General features: G+C 70.7%; 17 protein-coding genes. 13 read left to right on the forward strand and 4 right to left on the reverse strand.

The features are described 5' to 3' along the window. Positions 1–3: 3 nt before the first annotated feature. Positions 4–381, reverse strand: a complete 378-nt coding sequence (gene uraH / locus E9232_RS09640; RefSeq protein WP_309793715.1) for a hydroxyisourate hydrolase — start codon at positions 379–381, stop codon at positions 4–6. A 229-nt stretch (positions 382–610) separates the two neighbouring features. On the opposite strand from uraH, the gene puuE reads away from it, so the two are divergent. The 4 genes from puuE (at position 611) to E9232_RS09660 (ending at position 4,765) form a co-directional block, all read left to right on the forward strand. After that, positions 611–1,519 carry an allantoinase PuuE gene (puuE, locus tag E9232_RS09645; RefSeq protein WP_309793716.1) on the forward strand — a complete coding sequence of 303 codons (909 nt, stop codon included), beginning with the start codon at positions 611–613 and terminating at the stop codon, positions 1,517–1,519. 225 nt (positions 1,520–1,744) lie between these two features. Further along, positions 1,745–2,257 carry a 2-oxo-4-hydroxy-4-carboxy-5-ureidoimidazoline decarboxylase gene (gene uraD, locus E9232_RS09650; protein WP_309793717.1) on the forward strand — a complete coding sequence of 171 codons (513 nt, stop codon included), beginning with the start codon at positions 1,745–1,747 and terminating at the stop codon, positions 2,255–2,257. A 20-nt stretch (positions 2,258–2,277) separates the two neighbouring features. After that, entirely contained in the window at positions 2,278–3,513 is a 1,236-nt protein-coding gene (locus E9232_RS09655; RefSeq protein WP_309793718.1) for an allantoate amidohydrolase, read from the forward strand. Between the two features lie 16 nt (positions 3,514–3,529). After that, on the forward strand, positions 3,530–4,765 hold the full coding sequence (locus E9232_RS09660; RefSeq protein WP_309793719.1) for an ArgE/DapE family deacylase: 1,236 nt from the start codon (positions 3,530–3,532) through the stop codon (positions 4,763–4,765). A gap of 38 nt (positions 4,766–4,803) precedes the next feature. Here E9232_RS09660 and E9232_RS09665 read toward each other — a convergent pair whose 3' ends face one another. After that, the gene (locus tag E9232_RS09665) at positions 4,804–5,448 is read right to left on the reverse strand and encodes a TerC family protein (protein WP_309793720.1); all 645 of its coding nucleotides are present in this window, start codon (positions 5,446–5,448) and stop codon (positions 4,804–4,806) included. A 281-nt stretch (positions 5,449–5,729) separates the two neighbouring features. On the opposite strand from E9232_RS09665, the gene E9232_RS09670 reads away from it, so the two are divergent. From E9232_RS09670 to E9232_RS09705, 8 genes are all read left to right on the forward strand, one after another. Continuing rightward, positions 5,730–6,590: a helix-turn-helix domain-containing protein gene (locus E9232_RS09670; RefSeq protein ID WP_309793721.1), complete on the forward strand. Its 861-nt coding sequence runs from the start codon at positions 5,730–5,732 to the stop codon at positions 6,588–6,590. 66 nt (positions 6,591–6,656) lie between these two features. Beyond that, entirely contained in the window at positions 6,657–7,445 is a 789-nt protein-coding gene (locus tag E9232_RS09675; RefSeq protein WP_309793722.1) for an NYN domain-containing protein, read from the forward strand. 130 nt (positions 7,446–7,575) lie between these two features. After that, positions 7,576–8,442: an NmrA family NAD(P)-binding protein gene (locus E9232_RS09680; protein ID WP_309793723.1), complete on the forward strand. Its 867-nt coding sequence runs from the start codon at positions 7,576–7,578 to the stop codon at positions 8,440–8,442. A 73-nt stretch (positions 8,443–8,515) separates the two neighbouring features. Then, complete coding sequence (locus tag E9232_RS09685; RefSeq protein ID WP_309793724.1) at positions 8,516–9,520, forward strand: sugar-binding transcriptional regulator; 1,005 nt, start codon at positions 8,516–8,518, stop codon at positions 9,518–9,520. Then, positions 9,513–10,502 (forward strand): deoxyribose-phosphate aldolase, encoded by a 990-nt coding sequence (deoC, locus tag E9232_RS09690; protein ID WP_309793725.1) that lies wholly within the window; start codon positions 9,513–9,515, stop codon positions 10,500–10,502. The genes E9232_RS09685 and deoC overlap by 8 nt, the downstream gene beginning before the upstream one ends. Before the next feature lie 11 nt (positions 10,503–10,513). Next, positions 10,514–12,907 carry an aldehyde dehydrogenase family protein gene (locus tag E9232_RS09695; RefSeq protein WP_309793726.1) on the forward strand — a complete coding sequence of 798 codons (2,394 nt, stop codon included), beginning with the start codon at positions 10,514–10,516 and terminating at the stop codon, positions 12,905–12,907. Between the two features lie 195 nt (positions 12,908–13,102). Further along, positions 13,103–13,852, forward strand: coding sequence for a 4'-phosphopantetheinyl transferase family protein (locus E9232_RS09700; protein ID WP_309793727.1), 750 nt, complete (start codon positions 13,103–13,105; stop codon positions 13,850–13,852). Between the two features lie 19 nt (positions 13,853–13,871). Then, positions 13,872–14,240 carry a VOC family protein gene (locus E9232_RS09705; RefSeq protein WP_309793728.1) on the forward strand — a complete coding sequence of 123 codons (369 nt, stop codon included), beginning with the start codon at positions 13,872–13,874 and terminating at the stop codon, positions 14,238–14,240. 119 nt (positions 14,241–14,359) lie between these two features. Here the strand turns inward: E9232_RS09705 and E9232_RS09710 are convergent, their stop codons facing one another. Then, complete coding sequence (locus tag E9232_RS09710; RefSeq protein ID WP_309793729.1) at positions 14,360–15,196, reverse strand: oxidoreductase; 837 nt, start codon at positions 15,194–15,196, stop codon at positions 14,360–14,362. Between the two features lie 89 nt (positions 15,197–15,285). After that, positions 15,286–16,194 (reverse strand): LysR family transcriptional regulator, encoded by a 909-nt coding sequence (locus tag E9232_RS09715; RefSeq protein ID WP_309793730.1) that lies wholly within the window; start codon positions 16,192–16,194, stop codon positions 15,286–15,288. 126 nt (positions 16,195–16,320) lie between these two features. Between E9232_RS09715 and E9232_RS09720 the strand changes: the two genes are divergently transcribed. Further along, positions 16,321–17,160 carry an oxidoreductase gene (locus E9232_RS09720; protein WP_309793731.1) on the forward strand — a complete coding sequence of 280 codons (840 nt, stop codon included), beginning with the start codon at positions 16,321–16,323 and terminating at the stop codon, positions 17,158–17,160. The last annotated feature ends 127 nt before the right edge of the window (positions 17,161–17,287 follow it).

The following is a 17,287-nucleotide window of genomic DNA, read 5'->3' on the forward strand; positions in this document are numbered from 1 at the left end:
GCCTCAGCTGCCGCGATAGGTGGAGTAGGACCAGGGCGAGATCAGCAGCGGCACATGGTAGTGCTGATCGGCATGGGCGATGCCGAAGCGGATCGGCACCTGGTCCAGGAAGGGCGGGTCGGGAAGATCGACGCCGGCCGTGCGGAAATAGGCGCCGGCCGCGAACACCAGCTCGTAGGTGCCGGGGCGGAACTCATCGCCGGCCAGCAGCGGCGCGTCGCAGCGGCCGTCGGCGTTGGTGCGGGTCTCGGCCACGATGCTGCGGCGGTCGCCGTCGAGGCGATACAGGGTCACGGCGATGCCCATGCCCGGCCGGCCATGCGCCGTGTCGAGCACATGGGTGGTCAGCCGCCCCTGGTGGGATGCCTGCTGTTCGGCCATCCTGCCTCTCCGTGTTGCCGGTCCCTGGCGATCCGTCGCGCCACCGGGCATTATCGCCCTGTTCCGGCTGTGACGCGCTTGTTCTCTTATTTCGTCTGCAATGTTTCACGCCGTCGGCCCCGCCACTCAACGGGTCATCGGCGGAAAGACTTTCAACGCAATCGCAAAAGTGGATGCCCGCCGGGCGGGTATCCTACTGTCCGGGATCACGCGTGCGAGGGGAGGCCAGGTGTCCGTCTATCCGAGAGATCTCGTCGGCTACGGCCCGAATCCGCCCCAGGCCGACTGGCCGGGCGGGGCGCGGCTGGCGCTGCAGTTCGTCCTCAACTACGAGGAGGGCGCCGAGAACAGCATCCTCCACGGCGACGCGGCGTCCGAAAGCTTCCTGTCCGAGATCGTCAGCGCCCAGCCGCTGCCCGGCGTGCGCCACATCTCGATGGAATCGCTCTATGATTACGGCGCCCGGGTCGGGGTGTGGCGGATCCTGAAGCTGTTCGAGCGCAAGCAGATCCCGCTGACGGTCTATGCCGTCGCCATGGCGGCGGAGCGGCACCCGCAGGTGATCCGCGCCATGGTCGAGGCCGGGCACGAGATCGCCAGCCACGGCTATCGCTGGATCAACTACCAGTATGTCGACGAGGCGGTGGAGCGCGAGCATCTGCGCAAGGCGGTCGAGATCCTGGAGCAGGTGTCGGGCCAGCGCCCGCTCGGCTGGTACACCGGCCGCACCAGCCCGAACACGCGGCGCCTGGTGGCCGAACATGGCGGCTTCCTCTACGACGCCGACGCCTATGACGACGACCTGCCCTATTGGGAGGTGGTCGAGGGCAAGCCGCAGCTGATCGTGCCCTACACGCTCGACGCCAACGACATGCGCTTCGCCGCGGTGCAGGGCTTCAACTCCGGCGACCAGTTCTACGCCTATCTCAAGGACAGCTTCGACGCGCTGTACCGGGAAGGGGCGGAGACGCCGCGGATGATGTCGGTCGGGCTGCACTGCCGCATCGTCGGCCGTCCCGGCCGGATCATGGCGCTGGAACGGTTCCTGGATTACGCGAAGCAGCATGAGGGCGTGTGGTTCTGCCGCCGGGTCGAGATCGCCCGGCATTGGCGGGAGAAACATCCCTATGGCGGCTGAGATGATCACGAGCGCAGCAATCAAAGTGAGTCCCCCCTCCCCCTGCGGGAGGGGGGTAGGGGGAGGGGGTTGCCTCAGCCAGAGCCGGCCCGCCCTTTGTGCAAGCGAGAGCCCACACAGCGATATCGCCATCCGCCGGTTCTTGCGGCGTGAACCCCCTCCCCCTACCCCCCTCCCGCAGGGGGAGGGGGGACTAGGTTTTTCTGGGCTGTGGGGACCCATCCGATGAGCCTCCCGCATCCCAGCACCATGGACCGCGACCTGTTCACCATCCGCTTCGGGGGTGTTTTCGAGCATTCGCCCTGGATCGCCGAGGCGGCCTGGGAGGCCGGGCTGGGTCACGGCCAGGACACCGCCGAGGGGCTGCACGCCGCGCTGTGCACCGTGTTCCGCGCCGCGGATCGCGACCGCCAGCTCGCGGTGCTGCGCGCCCACCCCGACCTGGCCGGCCGGCTGGCCGTGGCCGGCGAACTCACCGCCAGCTCCAGCGCCGAGCAGGCCGGCGCCGGGCTCGACCGCTGCACGCCGCAGGAATTCGCCCGGTTCCAGGATCTCAACACCCGCTATGTCGCGCGCTTCGGCTTCCCCTTCATCATGGCGGTGAAGGGCCGTGGCCGGGCCGAGATCCTGGACGCCTTCGGCCGCCGCATCGACAACCCCACCGACACCGAATTCGCCACGGCCCTGGCCGAGGTGGAGAAAATCGCCCTGTTGCGTCTGAAGGATCTGCTGCCGTGAGCCTCGGGACCAAAGCACCGATGCAGAACACCCTCGTCCACGGCCCCGCGCTGATGCAGCGGCTGGATGCCCTGGCCCGCTTCAGCGAGGACCCGGACCGGCTGACCCGCACCTTCCTGTCGCCGGCGCACCGCCAGGCGGCCGACCAGGTGCTGGCCTGGATGCACGAGGCCGGGATGGCGGCGCGGACCGACGCCGCCGGCAATGTCGTCGGCCGCTATGAGGGCGACCGGCCCGGCCTGCCGGCGCTGCTGCTCGGCTCCCACATCGACACGGTGCGTGATGCTGGCAAGTACGACGGCAATCTCGGCGTGCTCGCCGCCATCGCCGTGGTCGGCGAGCTGCACCGGCGCGGCGAGCGGCTGCCCTTCGCCGTTGAGGTGCTGGCCTTCGGCGACGAGGAGGGGGTGCGCTTCCCGGTCACCCTGACCGGCAGCAACACCGTCGCCGGCATCGTCGACCCGGCCGCGATGGATGCGGTGGACGACAACGGCCTGCGCCTGGGCGACCTGCTGCGGGATTTCGGCGGCGATCCGGACGGGCTGCCGGCCGAGGCCCGGCGACCCGAGGGCGTGCTCGGCTATGTCGAACTGCATATCGAGCAGGGGCCGGTCCTGGAAGCCGAGGGCCTGCCGCTCGGCGTGGTCACCGCGATCAACGGTGCCGCCCGTTACAACGCCACGGTCCGCGGCATGGCCGGCCATGCCGGCACCGTGCCGATGGATCTGCGCCAGGACGCGCTGGCGGCAGCCGCCTCGATGATCCTGGCGGTCGAACGCTGCGCCCAGGGCCGGCGCGAGGTGGTGGCGACGGTCGGGCAGCTCGACGTCCAGCCCGGCGCGGTCAACGTCATCCCCGGCGCGGTGCGCTTCACCATCGACATCCGCGCGCCCGACGATGCCGACCGCCTGGCCGCGATGGAGGAGATGGTCGCGGCGCTCGAAGCCATCGCCCGCGGCCGCGGCGTCGAGCTGGTGCTCGACCGCTACCACGATGCCGGCGCCGTCCGCTGCGACGAGGCGCTGATGGCGCGGCTGGAGACGGCGATCCGCCGCCATGGCCTGCCGGCGCGGCGCCTGCCCAGCGGCGCCGGCCACGACGCCATGGCCATGGCGTCGCTGACCCAGGTCGCCATGCTGTTCCTGCGCTGCCGCGGCGGCATCAGCCACAACCCGGCCGAATCCATCACCGTCGAGGATGCGGACCTCGCCGTCCGCGTGCTGCTCGACCTCCTCCGCCAGTACGACCATGCCTGACACGAAAGCACCCGGGATGACCGACAGCATCGACACCGCCATCCACGATTACCTCAAGGGCGCGCGCGAGCAGCAGGCCCGGTTCCTGGCCGAGCTGGTCAAGGTGCCCTCCGACAACCCGCCGGGCGACTGCGACGCCCATGCCAAGCGGACGACGGAGCTGCTGCGCCAGCTCGGCTTCGAGGTCGAGGTGCATCCGGTGCCGGCGGAGCTGGTCAAGGCGCATGGCATGATCAGCGCCAGCAACCTGATCGTCCGCCGCCGCTTCGGCGACGGGCCGGTGATCGCGCTGAACGCCCATGGCGACGTGGTGGCGCCGGGCGAGGGCTGGACCCACGACCCCTATGGCGCGGAGGTGGTCGATGGCTGGATGTATGGCCGCGGCGCCGCCGTCTCGAAATCCGACATTGCCAGCTACGCCTTCGCCCTGAAGGCGCTGGAGGAGGCGGGGCAGCTGACCCGCGGCACGGTCGAGCTGCACATCACCTATGACGAGGAATCCGGCGGCGAGATCGGGCCGAAGCTGATCCTGGAACAGGGGCTGTCGAAGCCCGACTTCGCCATCGCCGCCGCCTTCAGCTATGCCGTGGTGACGGGCCACAATGGCTGCCTGCATCTCGAGGTCGAGGTGCGCGGCCGGTCGGCCCATGCGGCGCTGCCCTCCACCGGCATCGACGCGCTGGAGGCGGCGACGCCGATCCTGGTGCGGCTGTACGAGCACCGCAGGCTGTATCCGACCACGGTGTCGAAGGTGACCGGCATCGGTTCGCCGCAGCTGACCATCGGGCTGATCGAGGGCGGCATCAACACCAATGTCGTGCCCGACCGGGTGGCCTTCCGGCTCGACCGCCGGCTGATCCCGGAGGAGAACGGTGCGACGGTGGAGGCGGAGCTGCGGGCCGAGATCGAGGACGCGGCCAAGGCCTTCCCCAAGGCGACGGTCTCGGTCCGCCGCATCCTCTTGGCCGAGCCGCTGTCGCCGCTGCCGGGCACCGACCGGCTGGCCCAGGCGATCCGCCGCCGCGCCGGGCCGGTGCTGGGCGAGGAGATCCCGGTGAAGGGCGTGCCGCTCTACACCGACGCCCGGCACTACGCCGCGGCCGGGGTGCCGATCGCGCTCTACGGCGCCGGCCCCCGCACCATCGAGGACGCCAACGCCCACCGCGCCGACGAGCGCCTGAAGCTGGAGGACCTCTACAAGGCAACCGAGGTGATCGCCCTGGCCGTCAGGGACCTGCTGGCGGAGGGTTGAAACGAAAAGGGCCGGGCAATTTGCCCGGCCCTTGTGCCTTACATGACGCCCTGGAGATGCGGCCACACCTCGTGCGCGCCGCGCCAGATCATGTCGATGGCGACATAGAGGATGATCGCCAGGCCGACATAGGCGATCCAGCGGTGGCGGTTCAGCAGCCGGGCGATGAACGAGGCGGCGAAGCCCATCAGCGCGATCGACAGCGCCAGGCCGAAGATCAGGATGACCGGGTGCTCGCGTGCCGCGCCGGCCACCGCCAGCACGTTGTCCAGCGACATCGACACGTCGGCGATCACGATCTGCCAGGCGGCCTGGGCGAAGGTCTTGCGCGGCGCGCCGTTCCCATTCTCGTCCGCACCGGCCAGGGCCAGCTCGGCGTCGTGGTCTTCCTTGGCGGTGTGGCGCAGCTCGCGCCACATCTTCCAGCACACCCACAGCAGCAGCACGCCGCCGGCCAGCAGCAGGCCGACGATGGCCAGCAGCTGGGTCGTCGCCAGGGCGAAGACGATGCGCAGCACCGTGGCGGCGGCGATGCCGATCAGGATGGCCTTGCCCCGCTGCTCCTTGGGCAGGCCGGCGGCGGCGAGGCCGATGACGATGGCGTTGTCGCCCGCCAGAACCAGGTCGATCATGATGACCTGCAGCAGGGCCGTCAGCGCCTCGCCGGTCAGTAAATGCTCCATGCGAAACCATCCTCTTCGTCGTGCGGAGGGGCCTGCATGCCATCCCGAGCCCGGCGGCGCCCCCGGGGGGCGCCTCCAACCACGGTCCGGTGCTGAACGTCAGGGATCAGCAGGCGGGCCACTCCATTGGGAGTCTCCAGTCCGACATCGCAGATCCCGGGGGATCTGCCAGAGGGGCCCGGCCTGGTGGCGCCCCATATAGCGACGGGGCCTCGTCGGCTCAAGCGGCTGGGCCTACAATACGCATGGCCTCCTGCGCGGTGGCGAAAGGGTGTGGCGGAATGGATACACATGAGCCGGTGATCCGGTCGGGGGCGCTGGTCCCCGAACGGGCCCGCCGCTGGTCCGGGTTCGAGGCGGGTCTGTTCGCCGCCGCGGCGCATGCGGTCGAGGCGCCGCCGTCGCCCGATCTGCGCCTCAGCCTCCATGTCGGGCCGCCGGTCCGCGCCCATTGCCGCGCCGAAGGCATCGTCCAGAGCCGGCTGCAGAGCCAGGGCGACATCGACCTGCTGCCGGCCGGCGCGTCGGGGGTGTGGGAGGATGAGGGGCCGGCCCGGTTCCTGCTGCTGCGCCTGACCCCGGCCCTGCTGGCGACCGCGGCCGAGGGGCTGGGCCTGGCCTCGGGGCGGCTGGAATTTGCGCCGCGGCTGCAGCTGCGCGACCCGCGGATCGAGCATGTCGGCTGGGCCCTGAAGGCCGAGCTGGAGGCCGGCGCCGAGTCCGATCCGCTCTATGCCGACAGCCTGGGGCTGGCGCTTGCCGCGCATCTGCTGCGCCGCTACGGGGCGCCGACCCGGGAGCCGGCCCTCGGCCAGGCGTTGTCGCGGCGGCAGCTCGGCCGGGTGCTGGAACTGATCGAGGCGCGGCTAGACCAGCGGCTGACGCTGGCCGAACTGGCGGCGGCGGCCGGGCTCAGCCCGTCGCATTTCAAGCCGCTGTTCAAGGCGTCGACCGGCCTCGCCCCGCACCAATACGTCATCCGTCGCCGGGTCGAGCGGGCGCGGGCACTGCTGCTGGACAGCCGCCTGCCGATGGCCCAGGTGGCGCTCGACGCCGGCTTCGCACATCAGAGCCACATGGCCCGGGCGATGCGTCGCCTCCTCGGCACCACGCCGGGCGCATTGCGGCGCGAGCGGCGCTGAGCCGTCGCCAGCATCGCAAAGACGGCGCAGGATCGGCCACAGCCCGTCCCCATCGAGGTGCCCGACATGGCAGACGAAAACCGCTTGCCCCGCTTTGCCGTTCTCATCGATGCCGACAACACGTCGCCGCGCATCGCGGCCGGGCTGTTCGAGGAAGTCGCCAGGTTCGGCGAGGCGAGCGTCCGGCGGATCTACGGGGATTTCTCGAGCCCGCGCCTGAAGTCATGGGCGGATATCCTGCAGAAATACGCGATCGACCCGTACCAGCAATTCGCCTACACGACCGGCAAGAACGCGTCCGACATCGCCCTGGTGATCGACGCGATGGACCTGTTGCACAGCGGCCGGTTCGACGGTTTCTGTCTCGTCTCCTCGGACAGCGATTTCACGCGCCTGGCGTCGCGTCTCCGCGAGCAGGGCGCCGACGTCTACGGGTTCGGCGAGCAGAAGACGCCCGAGAGCTTCCGGCAGGCATGCCGCAGGTTCATCTACACCGAGAACCTGCTGCCCGAGGCCGAGGTTTCGACCCTCGACGAGGGCCCTTCCGCCAAGGCTCTCCAGCCCCCAGCCGCGGCCATTCCCATCCTGAACAAGGCCATCGCGCAGACAGAGACGGAGGATGGCTGGGCCGGATTGGGCGCGGTGGGGCAGCGCCTCGCGAACATCGCCTCCGACTTCGATCCGCGCACCTATGGCTACCGCAAGCTCAGCGATCTCGTGCGGAAGACCGGGGCGTTCGACATCGACCAGCCGGAGGGCAAGGCCCTGCGGATCAGGGTCAGGCCGACGCAACCCCCCAGGACCCGTGGCAGGGCGACTACAGCGGCGACGACGAAGCGACCGTCGTCGGCCTGACCGCGGCAGGCGCGCCGCCGCCGTCCGTTCCGGCGCTGCGCCGTCCGTTCCGGCGCGACCCTTCGGTGCGAGTCGCGGCAAGGTCTTTCCCGATCTGAGCCCCGATCCGGGGCCGAGCGGGAGACGAAGCATGTTCGCCATCATGGGCGCCACGGGGCGGATCGGCGGGGCCGCGGCCCTGGAACTGCGGCGGCGGGGCAGGGCGGTGCGGGCGATCATCCGCGATCCGGCCAAGGCCGTCGCCCTGGCCGAAGCGGGCTGCGAGATCACCGTGGCCGATATCGGTGACACGGCGGCGCTGACCGCTGCGCTGGGGGGCGTCGAGGGCGTGCTGGCGATCTGTCCGCTCAACCCCTCGCGCGGCGATGCGACGGCCGAGGCCCGGGTCTCGATCGGCAGCCTGGCCCAGGCGTTGGAGGCGGCGCGGCCGCCGCGGACCGTCGCCATCTCGGACTACGGCGCCCAGCACGCCACCGGCACCGGCGTCACCCTGATCTTCCATCATCTGGAGCAGCGGCTCGCCGCCATCCCCGGCATCGCCTTCCTGCGTTCGGCCGAACACATGCAGAACTGGGCGCGGTCGCTGCGCGCCGTGACGGCCACCGGCGTGCTGGCCAGCCTGCATCACCCGCTGGACAAGCGCTTCCCTACCGTCTCGGCCGCCGATGTCGGGGTGATCGCGGCGGACCTGCTGGACGCGGCCGGGCCGCCGCCACGCATCCTCCACGCCGAAGGACCGGAGCGCACCACCGCATATGAGGTCGCGGCGGCGCTGGCCGGGCCGCTCGGTCGGCCGGTCGAGGCGGTGGCCCTGCCGCGTGGGCAATGGGACCAGGTGATGGCGGCCGCCTACCTGAGCGAGGACTATGTCCGGCTGATCACCGAGCTGTACGACGCCCACAATGCCGGCCGGATCGAGGTCGAGGGCGGCGACATCCGCCGCGGCACCACGCCCCTGGCCGAGGCCCTGGCGGCGCTGGTGCGCCCGGCCGCTTGACAGTCCGCTGCCGGCGGCAGTAGCGTCCGCTCATTCGAGCAATCGGTGCTCAAATGTTGTCGGACACGCCGCCGTGACCCTTCAGGCCGATCTCGGGCATCGCGTCACCTCCGACGCCCAGCGCGAACAGTTCATGGTCCAGGCGGCCAAGCTCTATTACGACCTCGACCGGAACCAGAGCGAGATCGCGCAGGAACTCGGCCTGACCCGCTGGCAGGTCGGCCGCCTGCTGCAGGAGGCGCGCGAGACCGGCATCGTCCGGATCGAGATCGTGCCGCGGGCGCAGCGCCGGCCGGACCTGGAAAGCCGGCTGCAAGCGTGCTGGGGCCTGCGCGAGGCGATCGTGGTGCCCGGCCCGGCCTCGGGCGACAGCATCGCCGACGAAAGCCTCGCCATCGACGCCGTGGCCCAGGCGGCCGGCCAGTACCTCGCCGCGCTGACCCCCAGCCCGGCGCTGGTCGGGGTGTCCTGGGGCCGCACCATGACCGCCGTGGCCCGGCGCCTGCCGCCGCGCTGGAACGACGGTGTGCAGGTGGTGCTGATGAACGGCGCCACCAACATCCGCGGCACCGCCTTCCGCACCAACGCCGTGGCCGAAGGCTTCGCCGAGGCCGGCAACGGCTCGGCGACGCTGCTGCCGGTGCCGGCGATCGTCGGCAATCCGGCCACCCGCACGGTGCTGGAGCAGGACCCCGTCATCGCCGGCATCCTCGACATCGCCCGCAAGGCGCCGGTCGCCTGCTTCGGCATGGGGCCGATGACCACCCGCTCCGTGCTGGTCGATTCCGGCTATCTCGATGCCGGCGAGATCGCGGCGCTGCAGCACGCCGGCGCGGTCGGCGACGTGCTCGGCCGCTTCCTCGACGCCGAGGGCCGGATCGTGTCGCCCGAGCTCGACGCCCGCACGATCGGGCTGCGGCCCGAGGCGCTGCGCGACAAAGCCTATGCCATCGGCGTCGCCGCCGGCGCCCACAAGGCCGGGATCGCCCGCGCCTGCCTGGCGGCGCGCTACATCAATGTCCTGGTCACCGACGCGGCCACCGCCGCGCAGCTTCTAGGTGGAGACGCCCATGCCTGATCAACGCGCCGACGCCGACACGGCCGTCAGGAACACTCACCGCAACCCCGGCATGGCGCTGGAGCTGGATTGGGTCGAGGCGGCGCGCGTCAATCTCAGCGCCGCCGAGCGCCGGGCCGCGACCCTGACCACCCGGCGCTCGGTGAAGAAGGAATACCAGGCCGCCTGGCTGGTGAAGTCGATCACCTGCATGGACCTGACCACCCTGGCCGGCGACGACACGCCGGGCCGGGTGCAGCGCCTCTGCGCCAAGGCGCGCCGCCCGCTGCGCGACGACCTGGTCGAGGCGCTTGATCTGGCCGACCGGCCGCCGACCACCGGCGCCGTCTGCGTCTACCCGACCATGGTCGCGCCGGCGGTCAAGGCGCTGGCCGGCAGCGGCATCCCGGTCGCCTCGGTCGCCACCGGCTTTCCGGCCGGGCTGACGCCGCTGCCGCAGCGCCTGGCCGAGATCCGCTACGCCGTCGGAGAGGGCGCGGCCGAGATCGACATCGTCATCAACCGGGCCCAGGTGCTGAACCGCGACTGGGCCGCCCTCTATGACGAGGTCAAGGCGATGCGCGAGGCCTGCGGCGAGGCGCATCTGAAGACCATCCTGGCCACCGGCGACCTGAAGACCCTGCGCAATGTCGAGGCCGCCAGCCTGGTCTGCATGATGGCCGGCGCCGATTTCATCAAGACCTCAACCGGCAAGGAGGACGTCAACGCCACCCTGCCGGTCAGCCTGGTGATGGTCCGCGCCATCCGCGACTACCAGGCCCGCACCGGCGAACGCGTCGGCTTCAAGCCGGCCGGCGGCCTGCGCACCGCCAAGGATGCCATCGCCTGGCTGATCCTGATGAAGGAGGAGCTGGGCCGGCCCTGGCTGGAGCCGGAGCTGTTCCGCATCGGCGCCTCCTCGCTGCTCGCCGATGTCGAACGCCAGCTCGAGCATTTCGTCACCGGCCGCTATTCGGCCGGCCACCGCCACGCCGCCGCCTGAGGACCCAGACCATGCCCCGGATCGCGGAGATTCTCGACACCATGGAGTACGGCCCGTCGCCCGAGGACAGCGGCATTGCCCGCGACTGGCTGGCGCGGCATGAGGCCGGCTTCGGCCATTTCATCGACGGCAAGTTCGTCGCCCCGGCCGAGGGCGGGCGGTTCGAGGTGCTGAACCCGGCCACCAGCAAGCCGCTGGCCCAGGTGGCCCAGGGCACCGCCAAGGATGTCGACGCCGCGGTCAAGGCCGCGCGCCGGGCCCAGAAGGGCTGGGCGGCGCTGCCGGGGTCCGAGCGCGCCCGCCACCTCTACGCCCTGGCCCGCCATGTCCAGCGCCGCGAGCGGCTGCTGTCCGTGATCGAGACCATGGACAATGGCAAGCCGATCCGCGAGAGCCGGGACATCGACATCCCGCTGGTCGCCCGCCATTTCTACCACCATGCCGGCTGGGCCTCGCTGGTCGAGACCGAATTCCCCGGCTACCGCCCGGTCGGGGTCTGCGGCCAGATCATCCCGTGGAACTTCCCGCTCTTGATGCTGGCGTGGAAGGTGGCGCCGGCCCTGGCCGCGGGGAACACGGTGGTGCTGAAGCCGGCCGAGTTCACGCCGCTGACCGCGCTCCTGTTCGCCGAGATCGCGCAGGAGGCCGGGCTGCCGCCGGGCGTGCTGAACATCGTCACCGGCGACGGCGCCACCGGTGCCCTGATCGTCGACCATCCGGATGTCGACAAGATCGCCTTCACCGGTTCGACCGAGGTCGGGCGCCGCATCCGCGAGGCCACCGCCGGCACGGGCAAGAAGCTGTCGCTGGAGCTGGGCGGCAAGTCGCCCTTCATCGTGTTCGACGACGCCGACCTGGATGCCGCGGTCGAAGGCGTGGTGGATTCGATCTGGTTCAACCAGGGCCAGGTCTGCTGCGCCGGGTCGCGCCTGCTGGTGCAGGAAAGCGTGGCCGACCGGATGTACGACAAGCTGAAGCGCCGCATGGCGACGCTGCGGGTCGGCGATCCCCTGGACAAGTCGACCGATATGGGCCCGATCGTCGCCCAGGTGCAGCTCGACCGGATCAAGCACTATGTCGAGCTGGGCAAGACGGAGGGCGCCGCCTGTTGGCAGGATTCCGCGACGCTGCCCAAGGGAGGCCTGTACTTCCCGCCGACCCTGTTCACCGGGGCCGAGCCGGCCTCGACCATCGCCCAGGACGAGATCTTCGGCCCGGTGCTGACGGCCTCGACCTTCCGCACGCCGGATGAGGCGGTGTCGCTGGCCAACAACTCCCGCTACGGCCTCGCCGCCTCGGTGTGGTCGGAGACGGTGAACCAGGCGCTGCATGTCGCGGCGCGGCTGAAGGCCGGCGTCGTCTGGATCAACTGCGCCAACATGTTCGACGCCGCGGTCGGCTTCGGCGGTTATCGCGAGAGCGGCTTCGGCCGCGAGGGCGGGCGCGAGGGCTTGTACGAATACCTGGTGGCGGGCTGGGAGAAGGATGCGCCGGCGCTGAAGCCGGTGGCCGCGGCCCCGCTGGCGGCGGTGCCGCTGGGCGGTGACCACGACCTGCCCAGCATCGACCGCACCGCCAAGTTGTATGTCGGCGGCAAGCAGGCGCGGCCGGATGGCGGCTACAGCTATGGCGTCACCGACCCGAAGGGGCGTGTGCTGGGCCAGGTCGGCCTCGGCAACCGCAAGGACATCCGCAACGCGGTCGAGGCGGCGCACAAGGCCACCGGCTGGGGCGGCCTGGCCGGGCACAACCGGGCCCAGGTGCTGTACTTCCTGGCCGAGAACCTGGCCGCGCGGTCCGAGGAGTTCGCGCATCGCCTGACCGCCATGACCGGCGCCACGGCGAAGGCCGCTTCGGCCGAGGTCGAGGCCGCGGTGCGGCGGGTCTTCTTCTACGCCGGCTTCGCCGACAAATATGACGGCCAGGTGCATGACGCCCGCGCCCGGCAGGTGACGCTGGCGATGAACGAGCCCTGGGGCGTGATGGGCATCCTGTGCCCGGACGAGGCGCCGCTGCTCGGCTTCGTGTCGCTGGTGGTGCCGGCGATCGCCATGGGCAACCGGGTGGTGGCGGTGCCGTCGCCGCGCCACCCGCTGGTGGCGACCGATCTGTACCAGGTGCTCGACACCTCCGACGTGCCGGACGGCGTGGTCAACATCGTCACCGGTGAGCGCGACGTCCTGGCCAAGACCCTGGCCGAGCATGACGATATCGCCGCCCTCTGGTATGCCGGCCCGGCCGATGGCGGGGCGGCGGTCGAGAAGGCCAGCGCCGGCAGCCTTAAGGCTACCTGGACCAACCAGGGCCGCCGGCGCGACTGGCTGTCGGATGCCGAAGGGCAGGGCCGCGACTATCTGCGGCGGGCCACCCAGGTCAAGAACATCTGGTTGCCCTACGGGGAGTGAGGGAGGCGGCGGGGCGCTGATATCGCTTTGTCGGATCCTCCTTTCTGTCATTGCCCGGCTTGACCGGGCAATCCAGGGGCCGTCGAGAGCGGCTCTGGCCGCCCTGGATGCCACGGTCAAGCCGTGGCATGACAGCTTAGGGGCGGGGAGGCGTTCCGAATTGGTCTGTGACCGGGCGGCACTCGAGGAGGGGGAATGATCCCCGATATCTGGGCGATGCCGTCGGGGTTCCCCGAACTGGCGCCGGGCCAGGTCCAGGTCTGGCGGCTGCGCACTGACCGCGACCCGCGCGCCGGCCTTGCCTTGCTGTCGCCGGCCGAGCGCCGGCGCGCCGAGGGCTTCCGCACCGAACTGATGCGCGCCCGCCATGTCGCTGCCCATGCCGCGGTGCGGCTGCTGCTCGGCCGCGCCCTCGGGGTGCCGGGCGACCAGCTGCGCTTCGGCCAGAACGCCTGGGGCAAGCCGGAGCTGGTCGGCCCTGACTCCGGCGGCGGCGACCTGCGATTCAATCTCTCGCACAGCGGCGACTGGGCGCTGGTCGCGATGGCGCGCGGCATCGATGTCGGCGTCGATGTCGAGCTGGTCTCGGATCCGCCGCCGATCGAGGTGGCCAGCATGGTCTATTCGGCGGCGGAGCGGGCGGCGCTGGCTGCCCTGTCCGGCCCCGCGCTGACCGCCGCCTTCTACGCGATCTGGACCCGCAAGGAGGCGCTGTCGAAGGGCCTCGGCCTCGGCTTCTCCATCGACTTCGCCAGCTTCGGCGTCAGCCCCGAACCGTCGCTGGGGATCAGCCGGCCGCTGCTGCCGCCGAAGCTGGAGGCGGCGGCCGGCTGGCACCTGGTCGACCTGCCGCCGATCGACGGCGCGGCCGGGGCGCTGGCGGTGCCGGGCGGCGATCTCGAGGTTTCGGCCTGGCGCTTCGAGGCCGGGCTGTGGGGATTGTAGGATCGACGAAGAGGGCAGGATGCTGGATCACGTGACCATCGGGGTCGGCGACATCGAGCGGTCGAAGGCCTTCTACGACCAGGCGCTGGCGGCGATCGGCATCGTCAGGCTGTATGCCGAGGGCGAGGCCTTCGCCGGCTACGGCGTCGGCCGCAAGGCGTTCTTCTGGATCGGGCTGAAGGACGCCGCCATCACCGGCACCCATGTCGCCTTCGTGGTGCCGGACCGGCCCGCCGTCGACCGCTTCCACCAGGCGGCGCTGGCCGCCGGCGGCTGCGACAATGGGGGGCCGGGGCTGCGGCCGCATTACCATCCCGACTATTACGGCGCCTTCGTCCTCGACCCCGATGGCCACAACATCGAGGCGGTCTGCCACGAGGCGCCGTGACGGCGTCGGGCCTCAGGCCTGCCGGAGCGCCTTGCGGCCTTCGCGGTCGAGCGCCGCGAACTCCTCGTCCGACAGCGCGATCCCGGCGGCGGCGGGGATGTCTTTGATCTCAGACTCGTTCAGTCGAAATCGGTCGAAAGCGAGACCTGTTCCCAGGCCTTCAGCTCCGCCTGCAGCGCCGTCAGCTTTTCATCCACCAGCTTGACCGCGTCGGGGCCCAGCAGCAGATGGGCCGGCGGATCCTTGGCCTCGACCAGCTGCAGGATGGCCCGCGCGGCCTTGGCCGGGTCGCCCGACTGCTTGCCGTTGCGGGCTTGGCGGGCGGCGCGCTGGGTTCCGAACACCTCGTCATAATCGGTGATGGTGTGCGCCGCCCGCACCATCGACCGGCCGGCCCAGTCGGTGCGGAACCCGCCCGGCTCGACCGCGGTGACGGCGATGCCGAAGCCCTTCACCTCCTTGCCCAGGGATTCGGAGATGCCCTCGAGGGCGAATTTGCTGCCGTGATAGAAGGCAATGCCGGGAAAGGTGATGATGCCGCCCATCGAGGTGATGTTGACGATGTGGCCGCTGCGGCGCGTGCGCATGAAGGGCAGCACGGCCTGGATCACGGCAACGGCGCCGAAGACGTTGACGTCGAACTGGCGGCGCAGGTCGTCGAGGGGCGATTCCTCGACCGTGCCCTCATGGCCGTAGCCGGCATTGTTGACCAACACGTCGATCGGCCCGATTGCGGCCTCGACCTTTTCGACCGCCGGTGCGATGGCTGCGGTGTCGGTGACGTCAAGCAGCACGCCGACGGACCGGCCGGGGCTCAGCGCGTCGAATTCGGCGCGCGCGGCCTCGTTGCGCAGCGTGCCGGCGACACGGTGGCCGGCGGCCAGAGCCTCGGTCGCCAGCGCCCGGCCGAAGCCCGAACTGACACCGGTGATGAAGAAGGTCTTCGGGGCGCTCATGGTGACTCTCCTGTCATGCAGGACATATCTGGGCTCACCGCACTGCCGTGGTAACCGGTGCAATCCTCAATAGGCCCTGAAGCCAAACTTCAAAATGGCGCCGTGGCCGGCGACGGCTTGCGGGCGAAGTCGATGAAGGCGCGCAGCGCGGCCGGCAGCTGCCGCCGCCCGGGATAGTACAGGAAGAAGCCCGGATAGGCCGGGCACCAATCCTGCAGCACACGGACCAGCCGGCCTTCGGACAGCAGCCCTTCGACCTGCTGCTCGAACAGATAGGCCAGGCCGGCGCCGGCCAGCGCCGCGTCGATCATCAGGTCCTGGTCGCTCAGGGTCAGGGGGCCATCGACCTCGACCTCCAGCTCGATGCCGCCGCGCTCGAACTCCCAGGCATAGAGCGCGCCGCTGTGGAAGCGGTAGCGGATGCAGGGCTGCCCGCGCAGGTCGTGCGGCGTGGCCGGCACCGGATGACGCCCGAAATGCTCGGGCGATCCGACGATGGCGAAGCGGTGCCGCGGGCCGATCGCGGTGGCGATCATGTCGGCGGCGATGACCTCGCCGAAGCGCACCCCGGCGTCGAAGCCGGCCGACACCACATCGCTCAGCGCATCGTCCGCCACCACCTCGACCCGCACATCGGGGTAGGCGCGCTGGAAGCGGGTGACGATCGGCAGCAGCACCAGCCGGGTGGCGGCGCGCGACGCGTTCAGCCGCAGCGTGCCCGCCGGGGCGCCGCGGAACAGGTTCAGATCCTCGATCGCATCGTCGATGTCGCGGAAGGCGGGCCGGATCCGGGCGAACAGCCGCTCGCCCGCCTCGGTCAGCGCGACGCTGCGGGTGGTGCGGTTGACCAAGCGAAGGTCCAACCGCTCCTCGATTGCGCGCAGGGCGTGGCTCAGCGCCGAGGGCGTGACGCCCAGCTCCACGGCGGCGCGGCGAAAGCTGCGATGGGTGGCGATGGCCAGGAAGACCGACAGGTCGGCCGGATCGATCCGCTTCATTGATGAGATCATCTCATGATCTCGATGCAGATTTACACGATTATTTCATGAGCTGCGAGGCGGTAGCGTTTCTTCATCAGGCCCACGACGCCGCATCCCGCGACCGGGCAGACGAGGAGAAACATCATGCGTGTCTGGTTCATCACCGGTGCGTCGCGCGGCTTCGGCGCCCTGATCACGGAACAGGCCCTGGCCGCCGGCGATGCGGTCGTGGCCACGGCGCGGGACCCGGCGACGGTGGCGGCCCGCTTCGGCGACCAGCCCAACCTGTTGCCGGTCAAGCTGGACGTCACCCAGGAAGACCAGGCCCACGCCGCGGTCGAACAGGCGGTGAAGCGCTTCGGCCGGATCGACATCCTGCTCAACAATGCCGGCTACGGCCTGCTGGGCGCGGTCGAGGAATCGGGGGCGCAGGAGGTCGAGCGGCTGTTCGGCACCAATGTCTTCGGCCTGCTGGCCGTCACCCGTGCCGTGCTGCCGCACATGCGGCGCCAGCGCTCCGGCCATGTCATCAACATCTCGTCGATCGGCGGCTACGGCTCCTATCCCGGCTGGGGCGTCTACTGCGCCACCAAATTCGCGGTCGAGGGGCTGACCGAGGCCCTGGCGACCGAGCTGGCGCCGCTGGGCATCCGGGCCACGGTGGTCGAGCCGGGCTTCTTCCGCACCGACTTCCTGGACGACCAGTCGCTGGTGAAGACCGAGCTGGAGATCGAGGACTATGCCGAGACGGTCGGCGCCATGCGCAGCTTCGCCGCCGGCGCCAACCACGCCCAGCCGGGCGATCCGCACAAGCTGGCCAAGGCGATGATCGCGCTGGTGAACGCGCCGAACCCGCCGCTGCGCATGCCCTTCGGCACCGACACGGTGGCGGTGATCGCGCAGAAGAACGCCAAGGTGGCCGCCGAGCTGGCGGAATGGCGCGACCTCGCCGTCTCGACCGACTGGGACAGCCCGGCGGCGTAAGGCCCGGACGGGAGGCCCATCGCGCGACCCGGAAGGCCGCCATCACACCCTGATGGCGGCCTTCATCTTTGCGACGGCTGCTGCTCCAGCTGCGCGCCCCGATCGACTTCCCGCGGCGGGAGGCCGG

The organism is Inquilinus ginsengisoli, assembly GCF_031453975.1.
In the GTDB taxonomy this organism is placed as follows: Bacteria; Pseudomonadota; Alphaproteobacteria; order DSM-16000; family Inquilinaceae; genus Inquilinus; species Inquilinus ginsengisoli_A.